Origin of the sequence: Microcoleus sp. Pol7_A1 (genome assembly GCF_036701085.1) — a bacterium.
In the GTDB taxonomy this organism is placed as follows: Bacteria; Cyanobacteriota; Cyanobacteriia; order Cyanobacteriales; family Microcoleaceae; genus Microcoleus; species Microcoleus asticus.
Genome location: NZ_JAUBQD010000007.1, coordinates 22,412 through 35,719, shown reverse-complemented (window position 1 = coordinate 35,719; position 13,308 = coordinate 22,412). Strand labels below are relative to the sequence as shown.

Sequence of the window (13,308 nt, the reverse complement as noted above, 5' to 3'; positions counted from 1 at the left end):
CCTGTGCCACTAATAAAACATAAAAACTACTTGCTTCACTTCTTGTTCTTCCTTCGCGCCTTCGCGGTTCATCAAATATGTCTTATTAATGTAAGAACCGATTAAAATAATCAAACCAATCCAAACACAGCCATATTTACAACAGTGAATCGAATTCCTCCCGCAATAGTTATCTTAGGTCAAAACAGCCTGCCGATCGCCAAAAAAATCTCCGCACATTTCCCCGGTTCCCAGATTTACGGTTTAATCGATCGCACGAACGACACAGACATCAACTTTAGCAACTTCGGCGAAACATTGCGGGAATTGTTTGCAACAGAAACCCCAATTATCGCCATCTGCGCCGCCGGAATAATCATCCGTACCCTCGCCCCGCTGCTGTCAGACAAACGCGCCGAACCGCCAGTTTTAGCCGTCGCAGAAGACGGAAGCGCCGTAGTACCGCTGCTGGGCGGTTTGCACGGCGTTAATCATTTGGCCAGAGAGATTGCAGCAGTCCTCGGCGTGCAGCCTGCAATTACCACAACCGGAGATATCCGCTTTCGCACCGCGCTGCTAAGTCCTCCCCAAGGCTATTATTTGGCGAATCCAGAGGACGCGAAGACTTTTATTTCAAATTTGCTCGCCGGGGCAAAAGTACGCCTAGAAGGTGCTGCAAGCTGGCTTTCCGAGAGCAATTTGCCGATCGCCCCCGATGCCCGATCGACCATCCGCGTCACCGAAAAAGCAGTTTTGCCTGCGCCAGATTGTTTGGTTTACCATCCGAAAATTGCGGCAGTTGCCCTCGCGAACCTATCGAATATTCAGCCAGAAATAGCCGTGTCTTGCGTGCGGGAATTACTGGCAAAAACAAATTTAGCTGCCGCTGCAATTGCTGGATTTTTTGCCTTAAAAGATGAGATGGGAAATCCGGCACTTGAGGCGATTGCACATTTTTTTAAAGTCCCCGTCCGTTTTTTCAATCAATCGCAACTTGTCGAATTAAACTCTATTGAATTCATCGAAAATCAGGCCGCACAAATTGCCCTGACAGCAGCCGGTGCAAACAGTCAGTTAATCGAATACGATCGCACTTTAGCCCTGAATTGCGCGATCGCCCTAGCCGCCCAACCCTTTGATGCTAGGGCGATCGGAATTAGCCGCGGCAAACTGGCGATCGTCGGTACCGGTCCCGGCGGCGCGTCCTGGATGTCGCCGGAAGTTAAAGAAATCCTGCGCGAAGCCACGGATTGGGTGGGTTACAAGTTCTATATCGACTTAGCCGGAACCCTGCGGGAAGGGCAAAAGCGGCACGATTCCGACAACCGCGAAGAGATCGATCGCGCGCGTTTTGCCCTAGATTTAGCAGCATCGGGAAAATCTGTCGCCGTGGTTTCGTCGGGAGATCCGGGGATTTTTGCGATGGCGGCGGCGGTGTTTGAGGCGATCGACTTTGATGCCAAACCCGAATGGCAGGGCATCGATATTCGGGTAGCACCGGGCATTTCAGCCATGCAGGCGGCCGCTGCTGCGATCGGAGCACCCCTCGGACACGATTTTTGCGTGATTTCGCTTTCGGATATTCTCAAGCCTTGGGAGGTCATTGAACAGAGGATTTCCGCCGCTGCGATCGCAGATTTCGCGATCGCATTTTACAATCCGATCTCGAAACAGCGGATTTGGCAACTCTCCAGGGCGATCGAGATTTTGTTGCAAATTCGCGATCCTAAAACCCCCGTCGTACTGGGGCGAAACCTCGGTCGGCCCGGCCAATCTGTGCGGGTTTGCACCCTCGGCGAATTCCAGCCGCAAGACGCCGACATGAGAACTTTAGTTATTGTCGGTTCGAGTCAGACTCGGATTATTCCCCGCAAATATGGAGATGTTTGGGTTTACACGCCGCGCAGGTACGAAAAATAAGTAAAGCAGCAAAAACTTGGGAAATAAGCAATTGACTCAAAGCTAATTGACTTTGACAAGGAAATATTTTGCTCTCGCTGGGCGGAGTCTAGGTTAACAAATGGCGGCGAATCACTCGATCGGTCTCTTATTTCATCTCATGGTTTTCACTCTCGATTAATCAGCGATCGCCTTTGATTACAGCAATCCTTGATACTGAGGGATCTCGGCTTCCTGAAGCCGAGTTTTTCTGGCAGACATCGATCTAATTTAGATATCTACTCTACCGTAGTAAGGATTTTAGCTTCATCTTCGGATAGATATAATTTAGTCCTCTGGAAATAAAACATTTTTCTATAACAACAATAAAATTAAAGGCGATCCATGTCTGCTAAATTCCTTAATCTTACAGTAATCTTACGGTAACAAAAGCGCCCTTTCACCAGAATGAGTCTTCTATGTCTGTAGATATACGGGAAAAAGATTTTTATTGATAACATACATTTAACCAAAGGTTAAGAGAACGGTTAAGAGAACATGAAATTCCAAATTCCTCTAAATCCAGGAGCTGTAACCCAGTTGCTGCTTCGAGTGGTGGTCTGTCTAGCTGTACTATCTTTCTTAAGTCAGATGACTTTGTATTTCTTGCCGGATTACCCGTCTAGAGATTTCTTGGCAAACGGATTCAACGTTGATTACGAGGGGAACATTCCAACCTTCTACTCATTTTTGGCATTGCTGTTTAGTTCTGTCTTGCTGGGTGTGATCGCCTATGCGAAAAATTTGGATAGTTGTCGCTACAAGCATCACTGGAAAATTTTATCGTTCATCTTTTTATATCTATCTTTAGACGAAGTGAGTCAATTGCATGAAAAGCTTGTTAACCCGATGCGAAGCCTGATAAATGCTACAGGATTTCTTTACTTTAGTTGGGTTGTGCCGATCGGTTTTCTAGTAGCGATATTTCTATTATCCTACAGTAAGTTTCTGTTCCACCTTCCGGTTTCTACAAGAAAATTGTTTGTTGCAGCAAGCGCTCTTTATATTGGAGGAGCCATCGGAGTGGAAATGCTAGGGGGATACATAGTTTATACAGCGGGCCCGGGGACTCTATCCTACGTGATATTAACGACCCTTGAAGAGTCATTTGAAATGGTGGGCATCGTTGTATTTATCCACGCCTTGATTTCATATATCAAGACCTATTTAGGCGGGGTTAATTGGAATATTTACATACCAGGAAAAAACCCACAAGCTACCGAGTATCAAAATTTCAGCATACCTGCCCTTAGCGAACCAGCAAACAGAAATCTATAAAAGTAAATCTTTTGAAACCGGGTTTGATAGACGAATATACTGCATTCGGGCTTTTACTGGCGATTAAAAGCCCGGTTTATTTGGTACTGATGCGTTTTGGACTGGAGGTTCTGCGCTCTTCGGCGCACCAAACGACTAATATATAGGCTGCTTGCTCCACCAAATGGCTAATTAGAGGTGGAAGAGCTTAGAGAGGAGATCCTCACCTTTACCAGAAAATCGCTAAGAGCAACCTTTGCATTAGGATTTGACGGCAAATGACTTGTAAAACTTGCCTCTTCTAATATATTGATTAGCCGATCGCGCTCTTGCTGATAAAATTTTATATCTGTATCTTCCAGCACAGATTTTTCCTCCCCAGCCAGCTTGCGATCGATCAAATCAGGAATATACGACAATTGGAATTTCTCGTTAAGTTTCACCAAATTCGCCTCGACTTCCCCGGTTTGCATCAAGTGAATTCCAGCCAGCAACACCCGGTAAACGTACAGCAGCGGCTTAACCCGACGCGGGCGTTCTTTCTCAAACAATTTCCATTGAGTTTGAGCAAAACCGAGATAGTGCTGGCTGTGGTGCTTGGTAATGCAGTGAGAGGCCAGCTCCTTTAATTCCTCGTGTTCCTTTGTACTGTAAACTATGAGCGGCGAATACAGTTGTTCCAACACGTAGCCGTTGCGCTTCAACAGCAACTCAAAAAATTTCTTAATGTCGTGAGTTACTAAATCTAGTTCCATTCCCTCCCGAACCTCAGAAACTTCGATTGTTTCTTCTCCAGAAATCAGTCCAATTACTTTCGGTAGCGGCAAAATGTGTACTCCCCGCAAGTCGAAGTCAGAATCTGCGGAAGGAAAGCCGTATAAGTGCGAACCGCTGACAGTGGCAAACAGCAGCGGATAAGGTTGAAGGGAGATAATTTGGGCTAAATCGGAAATGTATTCTGTCATTTATTCGAGTCCGTGCAGGCGGGCTTTGTTTGTATAGAAGCGATTTCAAGATCCGATTTCGATCGCACCTCTACGCGCTTCAATCAAAAACAGATTAGCTTTCTCGTAATTAGGACGTTCTGGCAGCTTAGTTGCAGCAAAAGCGCGATCGAACTCACCGTGCAAACTCAACCTCCAGCGATTCACCTCTTCCCAGGATATTTCTTGGTTGCGGATAGATAAAAGTTGCGATCGATAATCCTGCACTCGAACGGGTACAAACCCCTCCTTTAGCACCGTAATTCCTGACAGCAGCAAGCGAATTAAGTGCATCGCGTGCTTCCAACGAATTTCCCCGGTATTGCGGAGGTCTTGCTCCATTTTTTTAAATTGAGACAAAACGTAGCTATTGTAAGTTTGATAAACCAATTGAGAAAGAAAGATTTCCCGAATTTCAAGCAATTCTTGTGCTACAGGAGAAACCGTTTCTACTAAAGGCGTGTACAAACATTCTAGCACATTTGGGTTAGCTTTTAGTGCTAAAACTAGAAACTTTTGCAGTTCCCAATAGCATTCTTGATTTTCCTTGTTTTCCAATTGTTCTGGAATCCCGTAAAGCGACCAATGAAGTATTGCCGGCGGCAGGTAAATCCCGCGTCTGTCTGTATCGGATTGCTCGTTATCAAGACCGTAAGCTCTCGAACCAACAATGCAGCGGTAAATTACAGAATCATATAGGTTATATTCCGCAAGAAAATCTCCTCCTGACTGCAATCCTTCGCTCTGAAACTGCTTGCGGATGCTGAGTTCGTGCCGCAAACTAACTTGTGTTCCGTCTGGGAGTTTGACTAAATATGCGTGGGAATTATCCGTAGGCGATTGAACGATGACGCCTACTAATCCCGCTTTCCAAGATTGGTCGCCTGCGGGGTTTTTGACCTCGATTTTGGTGACAATTTGGGTTCCTGCGGGGATGATTAAGTTGAAATTTTGAGGAAGATTGGCATTTGCCATGAGGAAACCTCCTGCGGGGCACGAGCTACAATCTTAGTGTAGCATATGTGTAGTATAAATAAATGGGGTTGGGTGATCGGCTGTTTTAGCCTTGTTGAATATTGTCTAATTCACGATTGACGAGGTATACCGCCAGCGCTTTGAGGGGAAGGTGTTGGAGATTGTGGAGACTCACCCGACGATCACAGCAATTCGCAACGGGGAAGCAAGCGGTGACGGAGTTGTAACTGGTGGCGTTATAGTGTACTCTAGTACAGTATAACTTATCAAAAGATAAATATTCATGTCTAACAATAATGATGTCGTAATTCTTAAAAGTATTCTCGAAAGAAAAAGACAGGAATTAGCAAGTACATTATCACAAGATGAGTATTTTGAGAGATTTACTTTTGAACAACTGTTAAAAGACTACGATCTTTCATATGATGAGTTATTGTCTAATCAGGTTGATGGAAAAGATGATGGAGGAATCGATGGTTTTTTCATGTTTCTTAACAATGAAATTCTTAATGAAGACTTGGATTTGGCAAGTATAAAAAAGAACCCATTAATAGAAGTATATTTAATCCAAGCAAAGAGTTCATCTTCGTTTGGAGAAAAACCCATAGAGACGCTTATGGCTACTATAGAAGATATATTTGATTTAGGCAAAAATATTGCCGATATTAAAGATTTTTATAATGCACAGGTTATAGAAAAAGTCGAATTATTTAGAAAAACATACCTTGACTTAGCCATTAAACATATTCAAGTGAAAATTACCTACGTATATGCTAGTCAAGGTGATACTCAACAGATTCATATTAAGGTCCAAAATAAAGCGGACAATCTTTGTTCTAAAACCGAGAAATTTTTCACTGGCTCTGAGGTAAAATTTCAATTTACAGGAGCCAGAGAACTACTAGAGAATGCAAGGCAAGAAAAAAGTTACTCTTTAAAATTAAAATTTCTGGAAAACTACATTTCTACAGATGAAGATAATTATGTTTTTTTGACAAGATTAGATGAATACTATGATTTTGTAACTGATAACGGTTCTTTACGAAAATATTTATTTGAGTCAAACGTTAGAGATTATCAAGGGAATGTAGAAGTCAATATAGATATCAAAAATACCCTTGCTTTAAAAGATACTGATATAGATTTCTGGTGGTTAAACAATGGAATAACCATATTAGCTTCAAAAGCAAGTATCGCAGGTAAAACCATTACACTCGATGATGTACAAATTGTGAATGGGTTACAAACAACTAACTCGATATATGAGTATATGAACACTCTGGCAAATGTTGATGATAAGAGAGCTATTCTTGTAAAGATAATAGTGGCAAACAAATTAGAAGCGAGAGATAGAATCATCAAAGCAACTAATTTTCAAACTCCCGTTCCTGCTGCTTCTTTAAGAGCTACTGAACCTATTCAGCGTGATATAGAAGATTACTTTTTACATAATGATTGGTTCTACGATCGTCGCAAAAATTATTACAAGAATATTGGAAAAACTTCTGAAAGAATAATTAGTATTCCTTATTTAGCTCAAGCAGTTACTTCCATTGTTCATCGGGAGCCACATATAGCTAGAGCCCGACCAACATCAATTATTAAAGCTGATACAAATTACAGCAGAGTTTTTAATTCTTTAATTCCAATGGAAGTTTATCTCTTTTGTGCAAAATTAATGAAGAATATTGAATTGTATATAAGAACTACAGATTTTTCAGCATTAACACAAAATAATACCAGTAGCTTATTAAGTTCTGGAACAATTCGGATTTTAATATTTCATGTTGCAATGCTTTTTACTATTAAACTATTTAATAAAGTTAATTATACAGAAAGAGATGTACTTTCAATCCTGCCAATTGAATTTGACGATCATCAGGACTTGCTTCGTTCTGTAATTATAGAAATAACTGAATTAACTAATAGTTATTTACAAACACCGCCCCCTCTTTCCATTAATACAGTAGCTAAGCGCTCTGACTTTACTACGTTTATTATTGAGAACGTACTAATTAAGCTTGAAAGTGTTTTGCGGCAATCTCAACTAGACGAGGAAGATTAATGCGTTATGCTGTTGTAATTGAAAAAGGTGAAACTAGCTACGGTGCGTATATTCCCGATTTACCTGGATGTGTAGCTGTGGCTGAAAGTTTAGAAGAGGTGAGGAATTTAATTAAACAGGCGATCGCATTTCATATTGAAGGACTACAAGAGGATGCTTTTCCTATTCCCGAACCTGTCTCTATTTGCGAATATGTTGAAGCTTAAGAAGCTGAGGGCGGTTGAAACTGCGGCTACACAAAATTTCGTCCCAGCAGAGGGGGACTAAGAAATAAGAGGAATCAGAAAATAATTTCGATGGGCAATGCAGGATTTGAACCTGCGACCCCTTCCGTGTGAAGGAAGTTTAACAATAGCTAAAAGTCTTACTACAAAAAGAACCCAGAAATTTTGTTCTCTGAATTCTAGCACTTTCTTCTAGCACAACGACTGAAATACTGATTCTGTCGTTGCTTGGCTTGTGGTAAGGTTCTAGCAAAATATAGGGTATAGAGTGGGCGGTGGGATATTTTTCTCTAAGACGCATTATGTAGGAAACCCTTCAGGTTTCCGGAATTCTCTATACACAAAAATGCGCGGTGGCGGTCGTGGCTGCATTTTAATATTTCTTAATAAACTACAAACCTATAGGTTTGGAATTTGGTTATACAGAAAAATCCACAGTGGACTTGATGCAAAGTGCTACGGATCAACCCTAGGGTTGCGCTTAATACCCAACAAGCCGAAACCTATAGCCAGATGGGAAAATCTCGTTCTGCTTGGTATAACGAGTTATTTACACAAACTCATATGAGTTTGTGCCGTAGAGAGTCAATAAAATGCCCCGAAAATCACCCTTGTTTACCTAATCAGTCTCTACCACGTCGCCATTAAGGGCGACGAATGATTTTCTGGAGAGAAACGTAGGCTAGGAAAGGATTACAGGTTTTAGGTGCGATCACGGAACATTTAAGTTTTCCGCGACAACTTGTCACTACCGAAAATCGAAACCTATAGGATTTAAGTTTTATTAGCCTCTACTGCTTTTTGATGTCTTTCTGTGCTAGCACTCACTAAGCGCCAAAGGGTTTAACCCTTCGTCCATAGGCTTTACTTGTGCTCAGTCGGTTTCGCTCGTTTCTAGTTGTTCTTGCTAAGTCTCAAAGGGTTAAACCCTTTGCCCACGCAGTCTACCTGTGCTCACCAGGCTCTGTTCGGGTTTAGTTGTACTCGCTAAAAAGGGAAGGGTGTCACCCTTCCAGCACGCGCTGTACTTGCTTTGACCACACTCTGACACCATAGGGAAACCCTACGGGTTTCCGACTTTGACAACATACTCACAACACACGCCACCTCCCTTAGTTTTGCCACTGCCTTGACCACACTCTGACTACATACAGAAACCTATTAGGTTTCCGACTTTGACAACATACTCACAACACGCGTTGAAAACTTCCTCCACTTGGCCGCCAAATCCTCTCAGTTTTGAGAGAACTCTGACCACCCTCTGACTACATCAGGAAGGCTGTAGGCCTTCCGACTTTGTTTACAGTCGCGGAACAGGTGCAGTAAACAAGCACGACACACCTATAGGGTTGTCGGAAGCCATGCACGCGATCTGCTTGCTGATGACTGCAACCATGCAATCGGAGTACAGAAAAGAAACCGTAAACAAGCTGCACAACCCTATAGGGTTCCACAAAACCATCCGTGCTATATGCGGTACGCTGCTGACCTGCAATCGGGGTGCAAAACAGCAGCAGTAGGTATGACACTCAAACCCTATAGGTTTGCACGAGTCCATGCTGTTTCTAGTCGTTCATTTATGTATTTTTTTGCTCGCAAGTAGTTGACGAAGTGTTCGCCATTGTTCGGGAGACGGTCGATCTGCGTCGTCGGTTGCAAATTTAGAAGCGATTACAGGCTCGACCTCAGTAATTGGTGTCGGTTTTTGTGCTTGTGGTGGCGGGCAAGCGCGGAATTTCTGCCACCAATCCTGGAAATCACCTGGCTTCTCTACAAAGCGGTGAAAGCTCCTGATTTCCTGACCTTTCAATTTGCGCCACTGGGAACGGACAAATGCTTCAAATTTTTCTTTGGTGTCAGCAGGGAGCTGATTCAAGTGCTGATATTTAGCTTCTGCCACTGCCGGGGGTTCTGCCGCTGCCGGAGGTTCTACTGCCACTGCCGGGGGTTCTGCCGCTGCCGGAGGTTCTACTGCCACTGCCGGGGGTTCTGCCGCTGCCGGAGGTTCTTCACCTCCCCACCACATAGAAATGCCTCCGATCGGCTCCCACTGAAATTGAATTCCTGGGGTGTTTTCTAGTTGGATCAGAGCCCGATAAAACGTAGACTTTGGAATCTGAAAGTATTCGTAAAACGAGCGGGGGCTTGGAATATTCAACCTATGTCCCGCTTGCCTGTAAATTTTGATGATTGTGTAGATATAGCCAGCGGCAGTCAACAACCGATTTTTGTATCTATCAATGGCATCTTGCAAAAAGATGCGATCATGCTGCTCTTGACGGGGCAGCTTAAAATTGGGTACACTGACCATAGTTATAAATAAATTTATGGATCGCGGTTGTTTCAGCAGCCGCTTTTTCATTGTATTATCTTAGCGATCGACCGCAACTGTTGGCAACACTTCGCCCTGCCATTTAATCCAAAACTCACGGTGTGTCACTAATCCACCACAAATATTGCAATGAAATTCATAGGCATCAAAAAGCGCCCCTGGCTCTTCTACAAAGTTTGACGTTTGTAGAAGAGCCAGGGGAATAACTTAAGCGTGGTTGACAAGTCTCAACAGGGCTTAAGCTCGGCTAACCAATCTCAAATCAGAAGAATACGTGGGTTCGCCATCATAACAGGGCTCAGGAAGAATATCGGGACAGGTACTGTGAGTCCACCTGATGTAATAAACCCAAGTGTTAGCAGCCAAACAATGTCCATCGGGTTCGGGAACCCAGCGCATACCTAGAATTTCGCCAAAATCAGTGGCAAACTCTGGAGCGTCATCATCATCTGGCTCCCAATCATAGGCTACCAAATCACCAACATTGAACTCTGGCAGCGGATATTTTTTGGTAGCTGAAGACTCAGCTGATCGCTTCACCGCTGCCGTTGCCACCGCGACCGCAACAAATTTACCCAGCAGTTCCCGGCGAGAAAACGCAAAGCTCTGCAAGTCCGAACTAGACAAGCGTCCTGAAAATGACATAATAATTTAGCTCCAAACGTTCTGAACCAACGATTTGGGGAAGTCGTAGCTAGCTCGGTGTTGAAGCACCGCGCTGGCCGCGCATATCAAATCTTCCTTACCACTTACAATTGCAGACTTGTTTCAACGTGTCAAGAGGGGCAGAACTGAGTTCGTTCTAGCTAGTAAATCAATTTATTCTGAACCATTTTGCCAAATTGCTGGAACGCTGGTTCAGTAACAGTTCTAGACGTTCATTTTCTGAACGCCATTCTGTGAAAAGTTCCAACAAGAACGGCAGTAAGTTCACGCCCTGGATATGTTGTCTCAGGACTCCTCAATCATCAATCATCTCTAAAATCAGTTCCACGTCTGCGAGCGAGGCGTTAGACTTCTTGCGACTGGTCTTCAACTGGTTAAGGAGATCGGCCGCTTCTGGTAAATCTCTGGCAGCGGCTGATTTTTGTTTCAGGTCGGAGAGTTCCGATCGCAGTTCTGCAATTATCATGTCCCGGCTGGTAACTTTGTCCTCAGACTCTCTCCACCACTTCTCGACATCCTCATATTGATCATCTAGCTCCTTATACCGGGCTTCCTCTGCTACGAGCTGTGATCGCACTTCGCGCACTTCGTTTCGGAGCTTATTAGTCACATCGGTACTGGATTCTAGAAGCGCGGCATAGTCAGCTTTTAATTTCTCATTCTCAGCCTTCAGGTTGCCTAACTCATTCTGCAACCGTTCTACAACCTCGTTATCAACCTTGGGCAACTCCAGAGAATCACCCGCCTCGGACTTTCCCGGCAGTGCCTCCTGCAAGTCTTTAACAGCTTTTAGTAGTTCCGCCACCTGCGACTCCAGGGCTGTGAGTCTATCTTCTGCAATTTCTGTAACCTGTTGTGCAATTTCTGCAACTTCTGCAACCTTGTCAGCCCGTGGCACTGGGGGAATCTCTAACGCTTCTGAAATCTCTTCAAGCTTTGCGATGCTTACCTCTGAGCTTTTACCAATATATTTTTTGCGTACTTTTCCTGCAACCTTTCTGCAACCGTACCAATAAGCGCCGCTCTTATTTGGTTCCTTTCTCACTGTGTAGGGTTTGCCGTCTCCTGTGGGCTCGTACCTGAAAGAGCCGATCGACTCCAGCCACGCCGAACCCTTGGGAGAATCTAGTTGAAATACCTTGCCGTCCTCTGTCTCTATTAATCCCTGCATCACAGACGGAATTGCCATAGGTTGCTTACCCGGTTGCTTATTTTCTTATGCAACCACTCTAGGCAACTTTTAAGCAACTGTCAAGGGTTGCAGAAAAGTATTTTGGGTAAACCACAGGTACACAGTAATTTGCCTTCTGTTCACCAGCCACTACAGCACAACTTTAATGTTCAGCCCACCAAAAATAAAATCCTTGGCGGGCTGAAATTGTTATTGCTGTGTGGCGTTCTGAGAAAATATTGATACCCCTATCACCTCTCAGAACATGAACTATTCTACTAAGCTGTCGCGCCGAAAACTGCTGCTACTGTTGGGCGGAAGTTTATTGGCTGCCACAACAATTTCCGCTCCATCGGAGGCTGCAAAGAAAGGAGGAAGGATTCGTACTCCTCGCTATTATCCAAGGGTTCGGAACCGGAACGACGACGATGCGACTCCATCTCCGACACCTTCTCCCACTCCGCCAGTACCGGAGCCATACCGTCCGACTTCTCCGGTCGTGATGTTTGGAGTCGGAGGCGGAGTCCTCGGTGCATTTGGATTCCTAGGTGCGTGGCTGGTGAAAATGAATCAGAAATCCCCTTCAGCGGCTCCAAGTCCGCCAGCGCAGCGATCGCCTGTTTCAGATCCAATAGAACAAGAACTCAACCAACTTAAAGCAGATGCTGGAGCAACTCGAATGCGGTCTGTCAGGCGGCCAACGGCTCCCGAAGTTGCCGACTGGTACGTTTTCCGATCGGGCAAAGCAGAAGGGCCGTATACCGCACTGCAACTGTGGGAGATTCAGAAAATCACGGCTCGCACAAAAGTTAGACGTGGAGAAGCGGACTGGCAGCGGGCCGGTGAAGTTTCAGAACTGGCAAAGTATCTTACAAAGAAATAGATATACCTTCTTTTGCGGGAATAAAAGAACGATCAGCTCCGACCGTTGCAGAATTTCCAGAGGCGGCCGACTTGCTTAACCGACTCAAGGCACGGCGTAAAAAATCTGGGGCAAGCTTGGCAGACATGGAGGCGATCCTGGAGTTGCTCAGCGGGTAAACCGACTTATCAAATTTCATTGACTTCTAAACTTCCAAATACAGCCGGTGCCGTTAACCGAAATGGTTTTCTAGCACTTCTGTCAATCCAAAAATTTAAAAAAAATCTCTCACGGAGATTTGTTAAATATTTGAAGAATATATGAGAAGTGCTGGAACCCTCGTCCTGAGAACGTTCTAGCGTGTTTTGGTTCCACAAGTGAGACTAGAGTCTAGCCAGTGAGACTGTAGTCTCATTAGTGAGACAACTTTGTTTGTAGAGAAAAACCGAAAAAGGGTGATCGCAGCACTGTTTTAGCTAGAAAAATTTTCTAGCTTTTTTTCTAGCACTTTTCTAAATCCAAAATTTTAGAAATCTCTCTCGCTGAGATCTGTTAAATATTTGAAGAATATATGAGACAACCTAGAACCCGCGTTCTGCAAGCGTTCCAGCTCGTTCCGGTTCCATGCGTGAGACTGGAGTCTCATTAGTGAGACTGGAGTCTCATTAGTGAGACAATTTTGTTTGTGCAAAAAAATGCACGAGAAAATGGGCAATACAGGATTTGAACCTGTGACCCCTTCCGTGTGAAGGAAGTGCGCTACCACTGTGCTAATTGCCCGCAGATAATTACCATACCATACTAAGTCCAAATTTGCAACTAAATTTTTCCTAAAAATTCAGCAGCTTGTTTCCGA

At 44.2% G+C, this 13,308-nt stretch carries 10 protein-coding genes and 2 tRNA genes; 5 read left to right on the top strand and 7 right to left on the bottom strand.

Annotated elements, in window-relative coordinates; translation table 11 throughout:
- Positions 1–144 precede the first annotated feature (144 nt).
- Positions 145–1,899 carry a precorrin-3B C(17)-methyltransferase gene (gene cobJ / locus QUA20_RS06620; protein WP_333186745.1) on the top strand — a complete coding sequence of 585 codons (1,755 nt, stop codon included), beginning with the start codon at positions 145–147 and terminating at the stop codon, positions 1,897–1,899.
- A gap of 516 nt (positions 1,900–2,415) precedes the next feature.
- Positions 2,416–3,195, top strand: coding sequence for a hypothetical protein (locus QUA20_RS06615; RefSeq protein ID WP_333186742.1), 780 nt, complete (start codon positions 2,416–2,418; stop codon positions 3,193–3,195).
- A gap of 167 nt (positions 3,196–3,362) precedes the next feature.
- Here the strand turns inward: QUA20_RS06615 and QUA20_RS06610 are convergent, their stop codons facing one another.
- A complete protein-coding gene (locus tag QUA20_RS06610) occupies positions 3,363–4,139 on the bottom strand; it encodes a nucleotidyltransferase domain-containing protein (protein WP_333186739.1) in 777 nt (258 codons plus the stop codon).
- A 45-nt stretch (positions 4,140–4,184) separates the two neighbouring features.
- A complete protein-coding gene (locus QUA20_RS06605; protein ID WP_333186737.1) occupies positions 4,185–5,132 on the bottom strand; it encodes a DNA polymerase beta superfamily protein in 948 nt (315 codons plus the stop codon).
- A 283-nt stretch (positions 5,133–5,415) separates the two neighbouring features.
- Between QUA20_RS06605 and QUA20_RS06600 the strand changes: the two genes are divergently transcribed.
- Entirely contained in the window at positions 5,416–7,197 is a 1,782-nt protein-coding gene (locus tag QUA20_RS06600) for an AIPR family protein (protein WP_333186734.1), read from the top strand.
- Positions 7,197–7,403, top strand: a complete 207-nt coding sequence (locus QUA20_RS06595; RefSeq protein WP_333186731.1) for a type II toxin-antitoxin system HicB family antitoxin — start codon at positions 7,197–7,199, stop codon at positions 7,401–7,403. Before QUA20_RS06600 ends, QUA20_RS06595 begins: the two co-directional genes overlap by 1 nt.
- A 91-nt stretch (positions 7,404–7,494) precedes the next feature.
- On the opposite strand, the gene QUA20_RS06590 is transcribed toward QUA20_RS06595, so the two are convergent.
- The 4 genes from QUA20_RS06590 to QUA20_RS06575 form a co-directional block, all read right to left on the bottom strand.
- Positions 7,495–7,579: transfer RNA gene (locus QUA20_RS06590), tRNA-Leu, on the bottom strand.
- Positions 7,580–8,994: 1,415 nt separating this feature from the next.
- Positions 8,995–9,732 (bottom strand): hypothetical protein, encoded by a 738-nt coding sequence (locus QUA20_RS06585; RefSeq protein ID WP_333186728.1) that lies wholly within the window; start codon positions 9,730–9,732, stop codon positions 8,995–8,997.
- A 258-nt stretch (positions 9,733–9,990) separates the two neighbouring features.
- The gene (locus tag QUA20_RS06580; RefSeq protein ID WP_333186726.1) at positions 9,991–10,398 is read right to left on the bottom strand and encodes a hypothetical protein; all 408 of its coding nucleotides are present in this window, start codon (positions 10,396–10,398) and stop codon (positions 9,991–9,993) included.
- Positions 10,399–10,714: 316 nt separating this feature from the next.
- The gene (locus QUA20_RS06575) at positions 10,715–11,608 is read right to left on the bottom strand and encodes a hypothetical protein (RefSeq protein WP_333186723.1); all 894 of its coding nucleotides are present in this window, start codon (positions 11,606–11,608) and stop codon (positions 10,715–10,717) included.
- A gap of 247 nt (positions 11,609–11,855) precedes the next feature.
- On the opposite strand from QUA20_RS06575, the gene QUA20_RS06570 reads away from it, so the two are divergent.
- On the top strand, positions 11,856–12,473 hold the full coding sequence (locus QUA20_RS06570; protein WP_333186720.1) for a DUF4339 domain-containing protein: 618 nt from the start codon (positions 11,856–11,858) through the stop codon (positions 12,471–12,473).
- 687 nt (positions 12,474–13,160) lie between these two features.
- Here QUA20_RS06570 and QUA20_RS06565 read toward each other — a convergent pair.
- Positions 13,161–13,232, bottom strand: a tRNA-Val gene (locus QUA20_RS06565).
- Positions 13,233–13,308: the final 76 nt, after the last annotated feature.